Genomic DNA, 18,825 nt, shown 5'->3' with positions numbered 1-18,825 from the left:
GTCAGCGGCTCCCGGCGCGGGCGCGCGGTGTGGCGGCGCAGTGCTCCCGGGCCGCGCACAGCAGCCGGGCGGTCGCGCAGGCGAGCGGGAAGTTCCCGACGCCTGCCGATCCGGAGGCGAAGCCGCGGTAGGCGCCGTCCAGGAAGTCGGTCAGGGCGTCGTCCCGGAAGACCTGATGCCTGGCCCCGGGCACTCCGTCCGCGTCGAGGACACCGGCCGGTGGGGGCGCCGTACCGCGGTCGAAGGGGGCGACGACGAGCTGCGCGTGGTCGTCGTCCTCGCTGAGCGGGAAGTGGGCCGTGGCCGTCCCGCCCTCGAACTCACAGACGACGCTGCGTTGCCGGACGGGTGCGCCGAGGTCGGAGCGCAGCAGCGTCACCACTCCCGAACGGTGCTCCAGTTCGACGTGCGCGCCGCCCAGGCCGGGCAGGCTGCGGTCCTCGCAGCGCAGGTCCCAGCAGCGCGCGGCGCGGAGTTCGGCCGGACCGGCCAGGTCGAGCGCGAGCGCCAGGGAGTGGGGGATCTCCACGTCCAGGGCGGTCGGATGCCCGTCGGTCGCCAGGGACCGCAGGAAGCGGGACTTGTGCTGGTCGACGGTGATACGGCGCAGGGAGCCGAGTCGTCCGCCGCCCACCAGCCGGCGCAACCGGCCGGCGAGCCGGGAGGTGGTCCAGTGGGCGACGGCCACGAGACCGAGGCCGGAGTCCTGGCGCAGTCGGATCAGGGCGTCGAGTTCCTCCGTGGACGTGGCGAGGGGTTTCTCCACGATCAGTCGGCGGAAGCCGTGTCCGGCCAGTTCCGCGAGGAGGTCGTATCGCAGCCGGGGTGGTGTGCACACGTGGACCACCGCGGTGGCGGGGTCCACGTGGTGCAGGGCCCGTTCCAGCGTGGTGACGGCCGTGACCTCGCCGGGCATGCCCATGGGCCGCAGAGTGCCGGCGCGCGGGTCGCAGCCGACCGCGGGCAGGGCGACGAGCGGACCACCCGTGGCCGCGGTCCGCCGGGCCAGACGGACGAGTGTGCTCAGATGCAGTCCTGATCCGGACCGGCCGAGCCCGACCACGAGGGGCTGCAGCACAGGGCCTCCAGAGAGGGAACGGGAAGGAAACGGGCGCGCTCATTTCGTTGCGCCGCACACAACTCCGGTGCGCCGCACCACTGTTGCGGCCCTGTGCGGCAATGGTCAAGACGTCCGGAGCGCCATTACCTAGAACGTGTGAAGATGATCCTTTCCTTTCTCCGTCGACCGGAATTCCGATTAGCTTGGGCATTCCGCAGACACGACGGAGACAGGTGAGAGATTGCCTTCCAGCGGACAGATTCCGGCGCGCGCCGAGGGCGCATTACCGACTGCGCCGGGAACGGCCGATCGAATTCCCTTCTTCTCCCAGACCGCGACTTTCGAACGACTGTGGCCTTCTATCGAAAAGGCGTTGGACGAGGTTTTCCGCAGCGGCAAGTTCTCCCACGGACAACAGGTCGGGCAGCTCGAGGCGGCGCTCGCGGACTACACCGGCGCCCGGCACGTGATGGGCGTCAACAGCGGTACCGATGCGCTCGTGCTGCTGCTGCGCGCCTGCGGAGTCCGTCCCGGCGACGGTGTCCTGGTGCCGGCGTACTCGTTCTTCGCCACAGCCTCGGCCGTCGTACTGGCAGGCGGGGTACCACAGTTCGTCGACATCGACCCGGAGACGTACGCGATGGACCCCGCGGCGCTGGAGGCGGCCGTCACACCGCGGAGCCGGTTCGTGATGCCGGTGCATCTGTTCCACACGATGGCCGACATGGCGGTCGTCACCGCCGTCGCCCGGCGGCACGGCCTGACGGTCGTCGAGGACAGCGCCGAGGCGATCGGCATGCGCCGGCACGGCGTGCACGCGGGCCTGCACGGGGCCGGCGGCGTCCTGTCCTTCTTCCCCTCCAAGACGCTCGGCGCGCTCGGCGACGCGGGAGCCGTGCTCACCGACGACCCGGAGGTGGCGGCCACCGTCGCGGCCCTGCGCCACCACGGCAGGACGGGCCGCACGCTGAACGACTTCCCGGCCATCTCCACCGAGAGCGCGTTGCCGGGCGCGAACAGCAAGATGGACGACATCCAGGCGGCCGTCCTGCTCGCCAAGCTGTCCCTCCTGGAGGAGCACATCGCACGCCGGGCCGAACTGGCGGACGCCTACACCGCCCGCCTGGAGGACGCGCCGGGGATCGCCCGCCTGCCGCGGACCACCGCCGGGAAGCCGGACGACCGCGACGTGTACTACGTCTACCTGATCGAGACCGAGCACCGGGACGCCCTCGTCACCCACCTCGAGCGGCACGGCATCGGCACCGAGGTCTACTACCCGGTGCCGTTGCCCCACCAGCCCGCCTTCGCCCACCTGGGCCACCGGCCGGGCGAGTTCCCCCACGCCGAGGCGGCGGCCCGGCACGCCGTGGCCCTGCCGTTCCACCCCGATCTCGGATCCGGCGACCTGGACCGCGTCTGCGACACCATCCGCTCCTTCCTCGCCGGAACGAGGACGACCGCATGACCGCATCGCTCCCCCCGCCGTCCCGTTCTTCCCTCCCGCCCTCTTCGAAGCCGACCGCCCCGCACTGATCGGGCTGGTTCGCGAGGTGGCCCTCGACCCGGAGCAGCGTTTCATCCTGGGCAGGCGCACCGCCGCCTTCGAGGATCTGCTCCGCGAGGACCTGGGGGCCGCCGACGTGGTCGCCTGCTCCAGCGGCACCTCGGCGCTCTCGCTGGTGCTGCGGGCCATGGACATCGGTCCCGGCGACGAGGTGATCGTGCCCGCGTTCGGCTGCGCGCCCCTGGCCGCCTCGGTGGTCGGCGTCGGGGCCGCACCGGTCTTCGCCGACATCCGGCCGGACACCATGACCATGGACCCGGAGGAGGCGGAGCGGCTGGTCACCGAGCGGACCAAGGCGGTGATGCCGGCCCACATGTTCTCCGTCATGGCCGACATGCCACGCTTCGCCGAACTGGCCCGGCGGCACGGACTGCGCCTGCTGGAGGACTCGGCGGTCGCCCAGGGCGGCGTGCTGCGGGGCGTCCCGGCCGGGCTGTGGGGCGAGGCTGGGCTCTACTCCTTCGTGCAGGTCAAGACCTGCGGCATGCCCGGCGAGGGCGGCGTGGTCGTCACCAGGGACCCGGCACTGGGCGAGAAGGTGCGGATGCTGCGCAACCACGGCCAGTACACCGGGCGGCGGTTCGTCCACCACGCCGTCGGGCTCAACAGCCGCTTCGACGAGATCCAGGCCGCCTTCCAGACGCACCGCTACTCCGGTTTCCCGGCGCGGCTGGCGCGGCGGGCGGAGATCGCCGCGTACTACACCGAGCGCTTCACGCCGCTGGCCGACCATGGCGTGCTCCCGCCACCGTCCGGCCGGGACGGCCGGTGCTTCTACGTGTACACGGTCCTCGCCGAGGACCGGGAGGCTCTCGGCGCCCACCTGGCCGAGTGGGGGGTGGCCACGCACGTCTACTATCCGCGCCCCCTGCCCGCCCACCGTGCCTTCGCTCCCTACGCGCCGCCCGGCGCCCGCTGGCCGCGCGCCGAACAGGCCGCCCGCCGCCATCTCGCCCTGCCGGTGCACCACATGCTGACCGACGCTCAGGTCCAGCACGTCGCCGATCTAGTGAGCGCCTTCGCCACCGAGCACCGCTGACGCGCGACCGCCCGTTCGGACACCGCGCTGCCCGGGCGAGCGGCACCCCCTTCGGACGCAGACACCCCCCATGAGGTCACCCATGACGGACAGCATCGCGGCCGGCCGTCCCGCCGCCACCGCCCACGGCCACAGCCGACTGCGCACCTACGCGCGGCTCGGCAAGCTGGACGTGTACGACTACTACCTCGGCATCTTCCTCGCCCTGACCGCCGCGCTGTTCCCGGCCGGCGCCTTCACCACCCGGCAGGCACTGGTACTGGCGGTGTTCCTGGCCGGCGAAGTCGCGGTCCTCATGGCGATGGTCGCCCTGGACGACGTCACCGGGTTCCGGGACGGCAGCGACCTCGCCAACTACGGCCCCGACAACCCGCTGCGCAACAAGGCACGCAAACCCCTGGTCGCCGGGGCGCTGACGGTGCCCCAGGCGCTGCGCTTCGCATGGGTCTCGGCGGGCGCCGGGGCGCTGCTGTGGGCGGGCGCCGCCGCGCTCGCGCCGCACCACCCGCTGTGGGCGCTGCTGGCGGCGGGCACGCTGTTCGCGGTGTCGCTGCAGTACTCGTACGGCCTGAAGATCAGTTACCACGGTTTCCAGGAGGTGTTCCTCGTCGCCCTCGGTGCCGTGCTGGTGATCGTTCCGTACGGCCTGGTGACGGGTGGCTTCTCCGGTTTCCTGATGGTGCAGGCGGTGCTGTTCGGGTTCGGGCCGCTGATGTTCGGCGTCTACTCCAACACCAACGACGTGGCCGGCGACCGGGCCGTGGGCCGTCCGACCGTGGCCGCCCTGGTCTCGGAACGGGGCAACGCCGTCTTCATCGGAGCCCTGTCGGTCGCCGAGTTCCTCATCGGCGCGGTCGCCTCGGCCACCGGGGCGGCCCCCTGGTGGTTCGTGCTGCTGATGCTGCCGGCGACCGCGCTGCGGGCCCGTCAGTACCTGACCGGGTTCGTCCGCGGCGACATCATGACCGCCCGCCGGACGGGCTTCGCGGTGCACCGGCTGAGCGTGCTGCTGATGATCGTGGCCAACGTCGTCGTCGGAACGGGAGCCGCCGGATGAAGCCCGATCTCGACGTCGCCGTCGTCGGCGCGGGCATCGCCGGCCTGACCGCCGCCCACGAACTGCGCAGCGCCGGGCTGGCCGTGCGGGTGTACGAGCAACTGCCGCAGGTCGGCGGCCGGATGCGCAGCGTCCGCCAGGAGGGCTGGACGGTGGACACGGGCGCCGAGCAGGTTGCGCCCCGCGGTTACCGCGCGACCTGGGAGCTGCTGCGCCGGCTGCGCGTCACTCCCGCGGACGTGCCCCGGGTCGGCGGCGCGGTGGCCGTCTGGCGCGGCGGGCGTGCCCACCTGGGCGTCGGCGAGGGCACGGCCGTGGTCACCGGAGCGGGCCTGTCCGCCCGGGCTCGGCTCGACCTGGCCGCCTTCTCCGCCTGGACCGGCCGCCGCAGCGCCGGATTCGACGGCGACCGTCCCGAGCACAGTCCGCTGGGCGCCGCCACCGTGCGCGAGGTGGCCGCCCGCTACCACCGCGACCTGCACGACTATCTCTTCCAGCCGGTCGCCGGCTGCTTCTTCGGCTGGGACACCGCCAGGTCCACGGCCGCCCCGATGGTGAGCCTGTTGCTGGAGGCCGGTCCCCCCGCCACCTGGCGCACCTACCGCGACGGCATGGACTTCCTGGCCCGCCGGCTCGCCGTCGGCACCGAGGTCGTCACCGGCCGCGCCGTACGCGAGGTCACCGACGCGGGCGGGCACGCCGTACTGCGGTTCGACGACGGGCAGGTCACCGCGCGGGCCGCCGTGCTCGCCGTACCGGCACCCGTCGCGGCGGCGCTCCGCCCGGACGCCCCCGCCGACGAGCAGCCGTTCCTCACCGCCTGCACCTTCACGCCCATGATGAAGGTCAGCTGCCTGCTGGAGCGCCCCCTCGCCCCTGCCGCCCGGCGCCCGGTGCACATCCTGCTCACCCCGGCCGCCGAGGAGGACGTGCTCTCCGGCGTCGTCGTCGACCACGCCAAGGACCCCGGCCGGGCCCCCGCCGGCCGGGGCCTGGTCACCCTCGTGGCCGGTCCGCACCGGGTCCCCGAGCTGTTGGACGCCTTTCCCGACGAGGCCGCCGACCTCCTCGTCCGCGCGGCGGAACGCTATGTCCCGGGCATCGGCGGCGCCTGCCGCCACCGTCTCGTGCACTCCTTCCGCCACGGCCTGCCGGAAGTCACACCCCAGGCCCTGCGGGAACGCGCCGGCTTCCTGTCCCGGCCGGCGCGCGCGGTGGAGTACGCCGGTGACTGGCTCATGCTGCGGCCCGCCTCCGAGGGCGCCGTCCGGGCGGGCGCGCTGGCCGCGTCCCGCGTCCTGAGCAGGCTCGGACGGAACACTCCGGCCGGCCACGACCGAGCGGAGGAGATCCGTGCGACCGCATGACATGGGCACCCTGTTCGACGAGGCGGCGGCAGGCGGCGCCCGGACCGTGGTCCACCTGGACCGACCCTTCGACATCGCCCCGCGGGCCGGCACCCGGTGGACCGTCACCGAACTCGCCGGCCTGGTCCGCGCCACCGCGGCCCGCCTCGCCGACGCCGGGGTCAGGCCCGGGAACCGCGTGGCGATCGTGAAGGACAACCACTGGGACTACGACCTGCTCGCCTGTGCCGCGGCCCGCCTCGGCGCCGTACCCGCGCTGCTGTCCTCCCGGCTCGGCACCGCGGACCTCGTCACCCTGCTGGAGCGGCTGCGGCCTGCCGCGCTGGTCACGACCTCCACGGTGCTGGCCCGCTGCCGGGACGCCGCCGCCGGTGAACCGGCCCGGATCCTCGTCACCGTGGACTCCGCCGCGCCCGGTGCGGCCCACCTGGCCGCGCTGGACGCGTCCCGCCCCCGCGTACCGGTGCGGCGCCACGACGACGAACCCCTGGTCATCCATCACACCTCGGGGACGACCGGCGTTCCCAAGCTGGTGGTCCACTCCACGCGGACACTCGTGCACAAGCTGGCCCGCTTCGAAGCGGTGCGCTACCCGGGCATCGGCATCCGCCCGGACGACGTCCTGGCCAACGCCAGCGCGTACGGACACGGACGCACCTTCTGCTGGACGGCCGTGGTGGTGTCGCTCGCGCCCGCCGGGATCGTGATCCTCACCGGCGACGACGCCGAGGCCGCCGACCCGCTGCTGCGGGCCCACCCGCCCACCGTCGTCGAGGCCCTGCCCGCCTCCTACATCCGGCTGAGGCCGCTCACCACCCGGCTGGACAACCCCTTCCGGCAAGTCCGCCTGTACATCAGCACCTACGACGCCGTGCACCCGCCCGCCCTGCGCGCGTACCTGACCGCCAGCCGCCATGCCCGCCCGCTGTGGATGCAGGGCTGGGGCCAGACCGAGACCGGACCGCTGACCTTCCGCTTCCACACGCGACGCTCCGCGCTCGCACCGGACGCGGCGACCACGGCGCGCCGGCTCGGCCGTCCCGTGCCGGGCCGGACCCGGCTGCGCGCGGTGGACCCGGACACGCTGCGCCCGGTGCCGCGCGGCCGTCCCGGCCTGCTCCTCGTCCGCACCCCCGCCATCGCCCTGGGCTACGTCGGCGAACAGGACCGCTGGGACGCCAAACGCGTCGGCGACTGGTGGTCCACGGGCGACATGGGCGTCCACCACCGTGACGGCAGCGTCAGCATCCTGGACCGCGCCGCCGACACCCTGCCCGGTATGAGCTGCCTGCGGACCGAGGACGTACTGGAGCAGCGGCTGCCGCAGGCCCTGGAATGCGTGGTCCTCGGCGCTCCGGACGGCGATCCGCTGCCCGTGGTGGTCACCGCCGACGGCCGACTGGACCCGGACGCCTGGAAACAGGCCACGCACGGACTGCCGACGCTGCGCGACCCGGCCGTCCTCACCTGGGACGAGGTGCCCCGCACCGGCACCGGCAAGGTCCGCCGAGCGGCCCTGGCACGGCAGCTCACCGGCAGCGCACCCGCGGGACCCGGCCGATGGACGTGACCGGGCCCGCCGTCCGACGGCGGGCAACGGCTGCCCGGGCCTCTCCACGGTGAGAGGAGTCTCACCGTGGCACGGCCGGCCTTCCGCCCGGGTGCGCGCACCCCCGCCGTGTGCATGGCGGCGGCATCGAGCCCGTCGGCGTCGGCCGCCGGGCCTGTCCGGGCCGCACATGACGACGCCGGGCCTGTCCGGGCCCGCGTTCTGACGAGAGGAGCCACACCGTGTCCCAGCCCGCTCCCGCCCGGGAGGGCACCCACGCGGTCTTCGGCAACGGCACCGCGCACAGCCGCGACCAGCACCGGTGCCTGGCCGCCGCCTACGACCCGGTGACCCTGCCCCGCCTGGCCGCCACCGGTGTCGGCCCGGGCTGGCACTGCCTGGAGGTCGGCGCCGGCGGCGGCAGCATCGCGCGCTGGCTGGCGGGCCGGGTGGCACCGGGCGGCTCGGTGTTCGCCACCGACCTCGACCCGCGCGACCTGGCACCCGGCCCGGGCCTGGCAGTCGCCGCCCTCGACGTGGCCCGCGACCCGCTTCCGGAGGCGGCCTACGACCTGGTGGTGGCCCGCCTGGTCCTGCAGCACCTGCCCACCCGCGACGCCGTCCTGCACAAGCTGGTGCGCGCTCTCAAACCCGGCGGCCTGCTGCAGATCGACGAGATCGACGCCTCCTACGAGCCGCCGCTGCTGACCCCGGACACGGAGGCCGAAGCGCTGTACGTCCGGTTCCTGCGGGCCAAGACGGCCGCGCTGAGCGCCGCGGGCGGCGACCCGCACTGGGGACGGAAGGCGCCGGCTGCCCTGCGGGCGGCGGGACTGACCGCCATCGACGTCCACCTCCACATCGGCGTACGGCACGCCCAGGACCCCGGCCTCGGACTCCAGCTGAACCACACCCGCAACCTCCGGGACCGGCTGACGGAACAGGGCATGACCCAGGAGGACCTGGACCGGGTGGGACGGCTGATGCAGGATCCGTCCTTCCGCGCCGCCTCCAGCGTCCTGTACTCGGTGCAGGGCCGCCGGCCCGGCCGGGAGCGACCGTGACACCACGCCTGCGGGCCGCGGCCCGGCCGGCCGTCGCCGCCACGATCGCCGGCCGGCTGCTGCGGCACGCCGCGCAGGGCCCGCCGGAGAAGACCGGCGCCGACCGGGACACGGTGCGGCACACCGTCGACTGGGTGGGCCCGGTCGGCGCGGACCTGCCGGACGAGCGTGCCGTGCAGGCCGCCTGCGGTCTCATGCACGTCCACGGCCGGGCGACGGGCGGGCCACTCCCGCTGGCCGTCGACTACGCCTCGGTGGTGGCGGGGGTGCTCGCCGCCCAGGGAGCCACCGCTCTCCGCGTCGCGCGGGCCCGCGGCCTGGACCTGCGCGAGGTCCGGACCTCGGTGGCTCAGGGAGCGCTGCTGGCGGTCGGCCAGTACCTCGCCGCCGCGACGGCCCGCGACAACCCCGGTGCGCCCGAGCCGGAGGTGCCGCACGCGCCGGCGGCCGGATCCGACGTGCCACAGGCAGGCGGCCTGGCGACCCTGGAGACGTCCGACGACGCCCGCGTGGAGGTCGAGACCCTCGATCCCCTGGCGTGGCGGGAGTTCTGGGCCCGGCTCGGCGTGGCCCCCGCGCTCGCCGGCCGCGGCTGGCCGCCCTTCCAGCAGCGGTTCGCCACCGCCGTCTGCCCGCTGCCCGACGAACTGCGCCAGGCCGCCCGCCGTCGCACGCTGGCGGAGCTGCGGGCCGCCGCGCACCACACCGGCGTCAGCCTCCTCGCCGTCGGCTCAGACCCGGCCCCCGCCCTCCGCCCGGCCCCCTGGCGCCTCAGTCCGGGACCGGCACCGGTCCACAAGGCCCGGGCGCACCCGGACACCGGCGTGCCCGCCCCACGCCCGGCGGTCCCGGTCCCCGGTGCCGTCGTGCCGCTGACGGGCCTGCGGATGGTGGAGTCCACCCGCAGGGTGCAGGGACCGCTCGCGGGGCACGTCCTGCGGATGCTGGGTGCCGAGGTGGTCCGGATCGAACCGCCCGGCGGCGACCCGATGCGCTGGCTCCCTCCGCTGGCGGGAGACTGCTCGGCCCGGTTCTCGGCTCTCAACGCGGGCAAGCCGGTGGTGGAGGCCGACCTCACCACTACGCAGGGCCGGGACACGGTCCGCGCGCTGGCCGCCGAAGCCGATGTCTTCCTGCACAACTGGGCCCCCGGGAAAGCCGGCGGGCTCGGCCTGGACGCGTCCGACCTGCTGCCCGGCCACCCCGCCCTGGTGTACGCCTGGGCGTCCGGCTTCGGGGACGCGTTCGGCGACCGGCCGCCCCTGGGCACCGACTACCTCGCCCAGGTGCACAGCGGCCTCGCCGCGGCGGTACGGCCGGCAGACCAGCCCCCGGCCCCCTCCCTGATGACCCTCACCGACGTGCTCGGCGGGCTGGTGTGCGCCCAGGGTGTGCTGGCCGCGCTGGCGGCCCGGGAGACGACCGGCCGGGGCGGCCATGTCGACTCCTCCCTGGTCTCCGCGGCCGCTCTCGTCCCCCGTCCCGCGCACCGGGTCCGCTGGACGGCGCTGGACCGGCCGCTGCGCACCGCGGACGGCCATCTGTGCCTCGGCCCCGACGCCCGGGCGCGCCCCGAGGCGGTGCTCCGCCTGCTCGACCGCGCCGGCCCCACGGCACCCGCGGACCTCGCGGCCCGCTTCACCCGCCGCACCACCGAGGAGTGGACGGCACGGCTGGCCGATGCCGGTCTGACCGGGACCCCTGTACTCACCGACCTGACGGCTCTGGCCCGCGACCCGGCCTTCCGGGCGGCCGTCGCACCACCGGACCCGGTCACCGGCCACGCACGCCCGTACGCGCCCTGGGAGTTCGCATGACATCCGCAGCCGCCCCCGCGACCAGCCGCCGTACCGCCTCGCCCGCGAGCCGGGGCGGGCAGCCGGTGTGGACCTCACGCGCCGGAGTGCGCTTCCCGGACCTGGTGCCCCGCGCCCAGCGAAGCGCCTGGGTGACGGCGGACCTGTGCCCGGACACCGATCTCTACGCACTGTTCACCGCCCGGGTCCGCGAACACCCGGGCCGCCAGGCGCTGGTGGACGACGCCGGAGTGCTCTCCTATGCGGCGCTGGACGCCGAAGTGCGCCGGATCGCCGCCCTGTTCGCCCGGGCGGACCTGGGGGCCGGGGACGTGGTGGCGCTCCTGCTGCCCAACGGGCGCGACGCCGTGGCCGCGGAACTCGCCGTCTACGCGATCGGCTCGGTGGCCCTCCCGATCCCCCCGGGCGGCGATGACCGTGACGTCCGGCAGCTGCTCGCCCGCTCGCGGGCCCGCGGCGCCGTCCTCGCATCGGCCCGCCAGGCACAGGCCGTCGCGGATCTTGCTCACCTGCGTACCGTGTTCGCACCCGGCCCGGGCGCCGGACGGACGCACGGGCTGCACGCCCCGCGCACCCCGGCCCGTCGCTCCTGGCGGCCACGGCCGGCCGACCCGTACGGACCCGCCCGCATCCTGGTGTCGTCCGGTTCCGAAGCCGAGCCGAAGATGGTCGCCTACAGCCATCACGCCCTGGCCGGCGGCCGTGCGCGGTACGTCCGGAGCCTGCACCCCGACACCACGCTGCCGCCCCGCCACCTCGTCCTCGTCCCGCTGGCCTCCTCCTTCGGTTCCCTGGGCACACCGGTCACCCTCGCCGCCCTCGGCGGCACCCTGATCGTGCGGTCGGCCTTCGACCCGGCGGAGGCGCTGCGGATGGTCGCCGAGCATCGTCCCACCCACCTCTTCGCGGTGCCCACCATGCTCCGCCGGATCACCGACCTCCCGGCGTGGCCGGGCGAGGAGACATCGTCGTTGTACGCCGTCGTCTCCAGCGGCGCCGCTCTGCCGACGGCCATCGCCCGTGCGTCCCGTGAACGGTTCGGCCGGCCGGTGGTGACCGTCTACGGTTCCTCGGACGGGGTGAACTGCCACACGGCGGGAGAAAGCCACCCGCCGGGCGACAGCGTCGGCACCCCGGACCCCGAGGTCGCCCGGATCCGGGTCACTGGCCCCGACGGCACGCCGCTGCCCACGGGGCGGACCGGCCAGATCGAGGCCCTGGGCCCCATGACCCCCTTGTGCTACGTCAACGCGCCCGAACTGGACGCCCGTTACCGAACCCCCGACGGCTGGGTGCGCACGGGCGACGTCGGCCGGCTGGACGAGCGCGGAAGGCTGCACGTCCTGGGCCGGCTCAAACGCATCGCCGTGCGCGGCGGTCTCAACATCAGCCTTGCCGAGGTCGAACGCGAACTCGGCACCCATCCGGCGGTGGCCGAGGCGGTCTGCGTCCCGGTGCCCGACCCGGACCTGGGGGAACGACTGTGCGCCTGCGTCCGCCCGACCCCGGGCACACCCCTTCCCACGCTGTCCGACCTCACGACCCACCTGGGGGACCGTGGCCTGGCCCGCCGGAAACACCCCGAACATCTCCTGGTGGTGGACGAGATGCCCCTCGGCCCCACCGGCAAGGTCTGCTACCGCACCCTGATGTCCCGAGCGACTCGGCGCCCCGGCTCGGGACTGACCACAGGGCGCTCGCGAGGCTGATGAGGGGCAGCGCGGCAGATCCACCAGAACGCCGCCTGCGGAGCCGGCGCAGGTGGCGAAGACGCCGAACTGGCAGTTCATGGTGCGGCCGGCAGTGCTGGAGTACTGGCGCTTGCGCCCCGTGCGAATCGTTGTACTCTCCGGAGACCGCCCTTGACCTGCGAATAGCGGGCAGGGAGCAGACATACCGGGAGTTTCCGTGTTTCGTACGATGTTCAAGTCCAAGATCCACCGTGCCACGGTCACCCAGGCCGACCTGCACTATGTCGGGTCCGTGACCATCGACGCCGACCTGCTCGACGCCGCCGATCTGCTGCCCGGCGAGCTGGTGCACATCGTCGACATCACCAACGGCGCCCGCCTGGAGACGTACGTCATCGAGGGTGAGCGCGGTTCGGGGGTCGTCGGGATCAACGGTGCGGCGGCCCATCTCGTCCACCCCGGAGACCTGGTGATCATCATCAGTTACGCTCAGGTCTCCGACGCCGAGGCCCGGACCCTGGAACCCAGGGTCGTGCATGTGGACCGCGACAACCGGATCGTGGCCCTGGGAGCGGACGCCTCCGAGCCGGTGCCGGGTTCTGACCAGCGGCGCAGCCCGCAGGCCGTCACCGGCTGAGGTCACGCGAGACAGCCCGGCGTCCCGACCCCACGCGAGGAGTGCCATGAGCGACGTACAGATCCGCGACGACCGGGCGGCCGACCGACTTGAGGCCTTCACCGGGGACGAACTCGCCGGTCACATCCAGTACTTCGTCCTCGAAACCCCGCGGCCCGCGCTGGTCCCGGTCCACACGATCGTCGGGTCCGCGTACGAGGGAGAGGGTGTCGCGGGCTCCTTGGTCCGGGAGTTGTACGGCATCGCGACCCGTGAGGGTGCCGCCGTGGCGCCCCTGTGCCCGTACGTCGTGAAGTGGGCCGAACGCCACCCCGAGGAGGCCCCGGCCGCGGATTCGGAACTGATGCGTGCCGCGAAGGGCCGGCTCGTCGCCCACCCCGAGGGGTTCTGAGAGGCTTGCCCGACTCCGGCACGGCCGTGGCAGCTCCGCCGACCGGGTGACTGCCCGTGCGGGCGACGGGTACCCGTGGCACAAGTCCATGGCCGACGTACCCACTGGCTGGAGGACGCGATGACGCACCCCACCCCGGACCCCGTACCGCCCGGCCCCACCCCGGGCCCGAGCCCCGACCGCCCGGACCCCGCTCCGGCGCCCCCCTTCCCGGACCCCGTCCCCACTCCCGACCCCCGCCCCACCCCGGAACCGGATCCGGTCCCCAAGCCCCCGGGCCCGGACCCGGTCCCCGGCGAACCGAAACCGGGTCCGCTGTCGTAAGGCAAAGGCAGGACGAGATGCGGCCCGGCGCGGAGTACTCCACGCCGGGCCGCATCGCATGCCAGGGGTGCTCGGCCGGCCACACGCGACCCGCGGTCGCCGACCGGCAGCGCGCCCCCGCTTCCTCGGGGCCCTCAGGCCTCGACCTCGGACCGCCCCTGCCCCCACAACGTGTGGAACGACCCCGGCCGGTCCACCCGCCGATACGTGTGCGCCCCGAAGTAGTCCCGCTGCCCCTGCGTGAGCGCCGCGGGCAACCGCTCGGCACGCAGCGCGTCGTAGTACGCCAGCGCCGCCGCGAATCCCGGCGTCGGCACACCCTGCTGCGTCGCGGCCACCAGCACCTCACGCCAGTCGTCCTGCGCCTGCGCGATCTCCTGGGCGAACGTGTCGTCGGAGAGCAGGCTAGGCAGGTCGGGCCGGGTGTCGTACGCGGCGCGGATCCGGTCGAGGAAGGCCGCCCGGATGATGCAGCCGCCGCGCCAGATGGAGGCGACCTCGCCCAGGTCGATGTTCCAGTCGTACTCGGCGCGGGCCGCGTCGATCTCGTGGAAGCCCTGGGTGTACGACACGATCTTGGAGGCGTACAGCGCCTGCTCGACCCGGTCGGCGAAGGCGCCGGCCTCGGCGGCGCCCAGCGGTGTGGCCTTGGGGCCGGCCAGCGAGCGGGAGGCCTCGCGCAGTGCCGCGTGACCGGAGAGGGAGCGGGCGAAGACGGCCTCGGCGATGCCGGACACCGGAACGCCGAGGTCCAGCGCGATCTGGACGGTCCAGCGGCCGGTGCCCTTCTGCTCCGCCTGGTCGACCACCACGTCCACGAACGGCCTGCCGGTCGCCTCGTCCACGTGCGCCAGCACCTCGGCCGTGATCTCGATCAGGTACGAGTCGAGCCGGCCGGTGTTCCAGGTGCGGAAGATCTCCGCGATCTGAGCGGGGGCGTAGCCGGCCACATCGCGCAGCAGCTGGTACGCCTCGCCGATCAGCTGCATGTCGGCGTACTCGATGCCGTTGTGGACCATCTTCACGAAGTGCCCGGCGCCGTCCGGCCCCACGTGCGTGACGCACGGCGCACCGTCGGCGGCCTTCGCGGAGATCTTCTCCAACATCGGACCGAGGGAGTCGTACGACTCGGCCGGGCCGCCCGGCATGATGCTGGGCCCGTTCAGCGCGCCCTCCTCGCCGCCGGAGATGCCCGCACCGACGAAGTGGATGCCCCGCTCGCGCAGCGCGGCCTCACGGCGGCGGGTGTCGGCGAAGTGCGCGTTGCCACCGTCGATGATCATGTCGCCGGGCTCCAGGAGCGGTGCGAACTCCTCGATCACCGCGTCCGTCGGGCCGCCCGCCTTCACCATGACGACCAGACGCCGGGGCCGCTCCAGCGCCTGCACGAACTCCTTGGCGGTCTCGGCCGCGATGAAGTCGCCCTCGTGCCCGTGCTCCTTCACCAGCGCCTGGGTGCGCGCCGGGGTGCGGTTGTGGACCGCGACCGTGTAGCCGTTGCGCGCGAAGTTGCGGGCGAGGTTGCTCCCCATCACCGCGAGGCCCGTGACGCCGATCTGGGCTGAAGTGCTCATACGGTTGGCTCCTATGGATCCTGATATCGGTGGTGCCGTTCCTGCCCGCCAGTATTGTCCTTCCGGCCATCCTGACGCGCACCGGCCCCGTCCGCACTGCGCGGCCTGCCGGACTTGAGTACGCGGGAAGGACCCCGCCCGGCTCAAAAGGGGCGCGCACCCCGGTGATATGCGCGCCGTCCTTGGTCACTCTCGCGCCGGACGGGAACACTTACGCGCCGGACAGAGGAACTTACGCGCCGGATCAGGTCGCTTCCCCGCCACTCGCGGGACGGGAGCGGCTGGTTTCGCGTCTTGTCATGGCCGGTTCGCGGCGCTTACTTTTGCGGCTCATCGCAGAGGCGAGGGGGCTTTCCATGGCCGTACGCGGTCGGCACCGCCGGTACCAGCCGAACAGGATCAATCGCGCCTCACTCACCGTCACGGCGGGCGGCGCCGGGATGGCGCTTCCGCTGATGGGCACCGGTGTCGCGGAGGCGGCCGACGTCGAGACCTGGGACAAGGTCGCGGCCTGCGAGTCCACCGGCGACTGGAACATCAACACCGGCAACGGTCATTACGGCGGCCTCCAGTTCACCCAGTCCACCTGGGAGGCCTACGGCGGTACGGCCTACGCCGCCCGCGCGGACCTCGCCACCAAGGACCAGCAGATCGCGATCGCCGAGAAGGTGCTGGACGGGCAGGGTCCTGGCGCCTGGCCCGTGTGCTCGGCCCGCGCGGGGCTCCCCCGGGGCGGCGACGCTCCCACCCGCACGATCGAGGACGTGAAGCCGCAGACCACACCGCAGTCGCAGGCCGGCAGGATCGAGATGTACACGGTCGTCCGGGGCGACACCCTCTCCGAGATCGCCGAATCCCGCGCGGTCAAGGGCGGTTGGCGCCAGCTCTACACGGCCAACCGCAAGACCATCGGCTCCGACCCGGACGTGATACTCCCCGGACAGCGGCTGAGCCTGAGGCCGACGGCCCCGCAGCTGGACACCGACGACTCGGACAAGCGGAAAGAGCCGAACAGGCAACAGAAGAAGGAACAGAAGAAGGTCCAGAAGGAACAGAAGGTCCAGAAGGAGCAGAAGTCCGAGAAGCGGCAGGAGTCCGAGAAGCGGCAGGAGTCGGCGTCCCTCGTCGCCCCCGTGAGCGCCTCCCTCGGCATGCCCTACCGTGCCTCCGGCTCCTCCTGGTCCAAGGGCTACCACACGGGTGTGGACTTCCCCGTGGCGACCGGCAGCACCGTGAAGTCCGTCGCCTCCGGGCAGGTCGTCACCGCGGGCTGGGGCGGCTCCTTCGGCTACCAGGTGGTGATCCGGCACTCCGACGGCCGCTACACGCAGTACGCGCATCTGTCGGCGATCTCCGTGAAGGCCGGCCAGGGCGTGGGCGCCGGCCAGCGCATCGGCCGCTCCGGCTCCACGGGCAACAGCTCGGGACCGCATCTGCACTTCGAGGTGCGGACGGGGCCCGGATTCGGCAGCGACGTCGATCCGATCGCCTACCTGCGGGCGGGCGGGGTCCGGATCTGACACGGAGCGGGAGGCCGGATTGCGGCCTCCCGCTCAGGACCTGACGCGGTCGCGATGCCGGTCGAGGAGGGGCCGCGGCACGTACAGCTCGCCGTGGAACGGCTGCGGCAGCAACCGGCCGGGCGGACCGTCGTCCCCATACGCCGTGCTCCTGCGCAGGAACGGGGCCGGTACGACCACGGGCTGGTCCAGGTCGATCGCGTCGGCGGCGGCCGGGACCCCGGCGGACTGCCGGGGCAGCCCCGCGAGCAGTTCCGCCACCGCGCGGGCCTCCCGGTCGGCGGCCGTGACCGTGACGTCGTCGGCCCGCTCCGCCCGCACCCCGTCGCCGAGACGCTCGGTGGTCAGCAGGATCAGACCGCCCGCCGAGACGACCCCGCAGCCCAGGGCGAGAAGGGTGCCGGTCGTGCCGTAGCGGAACGTCTCGCCGAACATCGTGATGCCGACCGCGGCCGCCACCACCGGGTTCACCACGGTCAGCGTGGCGAGCGGGGCCGCGAGGCCACCGCTCCGGTAGGCCGCCTGGGACAGCAGCAGACCGGCCGTCGCGAAGACCCCTATGAGCGCGAGGGTCGGCAGGTCGGAGATCGCGATGCCGTCCGTCCAGTCCACCGCGACCGTCTTCGTGAACACCGAGGACATGCCGAACGCGACACCGGAGGCGACCGCCAGCAGGATGCTGCGCACCGCCGGGTGCCGGTGCGCGGCGCGGCCCGCCACCGTCAGCGCGGCCACCGCGCCACCGCTGGCCACGGCCACCATCACCCGCTGCGCGGTGTCCAGGGACTGCACCTCGGCCGAGCCGACCAGCGAGAGCAAACCCACGAGGCCCACCGTCGCCATGATCGCGCCCCGCCAGGCCGTCGCCCCCGCCTTGCGGCCCACGAAGAGCGCCGCCATGGGCAGGGCGAAGACGATGGTCAGCGCGCCCAGCGGCTGCACCAGGCTCAGCGGGCCGTAGGCCAGGGCCACCACGTGCAGCAGCCCACCGAGGCCGTTCAGCCCGACGGCGGCCCACCAGCCCGGCCGGCGCAGCGGCGCGTAGGACTGACCGGGCGAGGACACCGCGACACGCTCCTGCACGATCGCCCCGCCCGCGTACGCGACGGCGGAGACGAACGACAGCAACACGGACAACGCGAGGGCGCTCATGTGCGGCTCCTCGGCGAAGTGCGGGCTCTACCGGCCCGGCGCGGCGAACGGTTGGCTCTCATGGTCACCACAATGCCGCGCGAACTGGTTCGCGTCGTCGTACCTGAGCACTCAATGCGTCCTACTGCCGATGGAGTACGACGGGCCCGCCGTCATACTCAGGACCGGCGACACGGAGTGCAGGCCTGGCGGGTGAGCGCGCCTGCGGGCCCTGGTACTACTCGTCCTCGTGGATCGCGACCCCGGCCTCACCGCCCTCTCCGCCCTCGGCGGCTTCTTCGTACTACGCACGGGAGAGCCGCCGCACCGCCCGCTGCCCACCCTCGCTGAGGCCTACGCGGCACGGGATGCCCAGACGGACAGGGAGGTTTATGAGAATCCCGTAATTTTCCGTGTCCAGAAGGTCGCGCGGAGCGTACGGGCCCCGGAACCGCGTGTGGCCGCCTCCATCGCCCACCTCGGGTTCGCCGCGCGTCTGTGGTCGGTGGCCCTCGGTGCCGCCGCGCTGTACGACCGCGTGCCCGACCTCGATCCGCGCCTCATGCGCTGGGACGCCGACGCGAGCGCCCCGGACGAGCTGTGGCTGACCGAGGTGCGCGGCCTGCCCGCCGAGCGGATCGGCGAGGTCGTACGGGACGCCCATCTGGTGCCGCTGGCGGCTGCGCTACGCGCCCAACTGCCCGTCTCCGCACGCCTGCTGTGGGGGAACGCGGCGTCCGCGCTCATGGGCGCCGTGCGTCAGATCGACCGGTGGGCCCTCGCCAACGGCCGTGCGGAGGTGGGGAATCGGGCTCGCTCCCTCGCCACCGGACTGTTCGCGCACCCCGACCTGGCCGGCACGCTCGACGAGGTGACGTGCCGGCGCCGCAGCTGCTGCCTCTACTACCGGCTGCCCGGCGGCGGACTGTGCGGCGACTGCTGCTTCGACCGGCCGCCCGGCCGCACCTGACCTCCGGCGCGGCACCGCGCCGCATCGCGGTCTTCCCCAACCGCCCCTTCTGAGTGACCATGTGGGA

The 18,825-nt window shown here is 73.7% G+C and carries 16 protein-coding genes; 13 read left to right on the top strand and 3 right to left on the bottom strand.

The window, feature by feature from the left end; genetic code table 11:
- Position 1: 1 nt before the first annotated feature.
- Positions 2-1,078, bottom strand: coding sequence for a Gfo/Idh/MocA family oxidoreductase (locus tag WBG99_RS02670; protein WP_338894739.1), 1,077 nt, complete (start codon positions 1,076-1,078; stop codon positions 2-4).
- A gap of 355 nt (positions 1,079-1,433) precedes the next feature.
- On the opposite strand from WBG99_RS02670, the gene WBG99_RS02665 reads away from it, so the two are divergent.
- The 11 genes from WBG99_RS02665 (at position 1,434) to WBG99_RS02615 (ending at position 13,563) form a co-directional block, all read left to right on the top strand.
- Positions 1,434-2,528, top strand: coding sequence for a DegT/DnrJ/EryC1/StrS family aminotransferase (locus WBG99_RS02665; RefSeq protein ID WP_338894738.1), 1,095 nt, complete (start codon positions 1,434-1,436; stop codon positions 2,526-2,528).
- Between the two features lie 85 nt (positions 2,529-2,613).
- A complete protein-coding gene (locus tag WBG99_RS02660) occupies positions 2,614-3,666 on the top strand; it encodes a DegT/DnrJ/EryC1/StrS family aminotransferase (protein ID WP_338894737.1) in 1,053 nt (350 codons plus the stop codon).
- Between the two features lie 82 nt (positions 3,667-3,748).
- Entirely contained in the window at positions 3,749-4,723 is a 975-nt protein-coding gene (locus WBG99_RS02655) for a UbiA family prenyltransferase (RefSeq protein WP_338894736.1), read from the top strand.
- Complete coding sequence (locus tag WBG99_RS02650; RefSeq protein WP_338894734.1) at positions 4,720-6,090, top strand: FAD-dependent oxidoreductase; 1,371 nt, start codon at positions 4,720-4,722, stop codon at positions 6,088-6,090. The genes WBG99_RS02655 and WBG99_RS02650 overlap by 4 nt, the downstream gene beginning before the upstream one ends.
- The gene (locus WBG99_RS02645; protein ID WP_338894733.1) at positions 6,077-7,660 is read left to right on the top strand and encodes a class I adenylate-forming enzyme family protein; all 1,584 of its coding nucleotides are present in this window, start codon (positions 6,077-6,079) and stop codon (positions 7,658-7,660) included. Before WBG99_RS02650 ends, WBG99_RS02645 begins: the two co-directional genes overlap by 14 nt.
- A 221-nt stretch (positions 7,661-7,881) precedes the next feature.
- Complete coding sequence (locus WBG99_RS02640; RefSeq protein ID WP_338894732.1) at positions 7,882-8,703, top strand: class I SAM-dependent methyltransferase; 822 nt, start codon at positions 7,882-7,884, stop codon at positions 8,701-8,703.
- Positions 8,700-10,520, top strand: coding sequence for a CoA transferase (locus tag WBG99_RS02635; RefSeq protein ID WP_338894731.1), 1,821 nt, complete (start codon positions 8,700-8,702; stop codon positions 10,518-10,520). The genes WBG99_RS02640 and WBG99_RS02635 overlap by 4 nt, the downstream gene beginning before the upstream one ends.
- The gene (locus WBG99_RS02630; protein ID WP_338894730.1) at positions 10,517-12,229 is read left to right on the top strand and encodes a class I adenylate-forming enzyme family protein; all 1,713 of its coding nucleotides are present in this window, start codon (positions 10,517-10,519) and stop codon (positions 12,227-12,229) included. The genes WBG99_RS02635 and WBG99_RS02630 overlap by 4 nt, the downstream gene beginning before the upstream one ends.
- 199 nt (positions 12,230-12,428) lie before the next feature.
- Complete coding sequence (gene panD, locus WBG99_RS02625; protein WP_338894729.1) at positions 12,429-12,848, top strand: aspartate 1-decarboxylase; 420 nt, start codon at positions 12,429-12,431, stop codon at positions 12,846-12,848.
- A 46-nt stretch (positions 12,849-12,894) separates the two neighbouring features.
- Positions 12,895-13,239, top strand: coding sequence for an N-acetyltransferase (locus WBG99_RS02620; protein ID WP_338894728.1), 345 nt, complete (start codon positions 12,895-12,897; stop codon positions 13,237-13,239).
- A gap of 120 nt (positions 13,240-13,359) precedes the next feature.
- A complete protein-coding gene (locus WBG99_RS02615) occupies positions 13,360-13,563 on the top strand; it encodes a hypothetical protein (RefSeq protein ID WP_338894727.1) in 204 nt (67 codons plus the stop codon).
- Between the two features lie 134 nt (positions 13,564-13,697).
- On the opposite strand, the gene gndA is transcribed toward WBG99_RS02615, so the two are convergent.
- Entirely contained in the window at positions 13,698-15,137 is a 1,440-nt protein-coding gene (gene gndA / locus WBG99_RS02610) for an NADP-dependent phosphogluconate dehydrogenase (RefSeq protein WP_338894726.1), read from the bottom strand.
- Positions 15,138-15,493: 356 nt separating this feature from the next.
- Between gndA and WBG99_RS02605 the strand changes: the two genes are divergently transcribed.
- Positions 15,494-16,657 (top strand): transglycosylase family protein, encoded by a 1,164-nt coding sequence (locus WBG99_RS02605; protein ID WP_338894725.1) that lies wholly within the window; start codon positions 15,494-15,496, stop codon positions 16,655-16,657.
- A gap of 33 nt (positions 16,658-16,690) precedes the next feature.
- Here WBG99_RS02605 and WBG99_RS02600 read toward each other — a convergent pair whose 3' ends face one another.
- A complete protein-coding gene (locus WBG99_RS02600; protein WP_338894724.1) occupies positions 16,691-17,809 on the bottom strand; it encodes a DMT family transporter in 1,119 nt (372 codons plus the stop codon).
- 229 nt (positions 17,810-18,038) lie between these two features.
- On the opposite strand from WBG99_RS02600, the gene WBG99_RS02595 reads away from it, so the two are divergent.
- Positions 18,039-18,758, top strand: a complete 720-nt coding sequence (locus WBG99_RS02595) for a (2Fe-2S)-binding protein (protein ID WP_338894723.1) — start codon at positions 18,039-18,041, stop codon at positions 18,756-18,758.
- Positions 18,759-18,825 lie beyond the last annotated feature (67 nt).

This window comes from Streptomyces sp. TG1A-60 (assembly GCF_037201975.1).
In the GTDB taxonomy this organism is placed as follows: domain Bacteria; phylum Actinomycetota; class Actinomycetes; order Streptomycetales; family Streptomycetaceae; genus Streptomyces.
The sequence above is the reverse complement of the archived record's forward strand: the minus strand, read 5'-3'. Positions and strand labels throughout refer to the sequence as shown.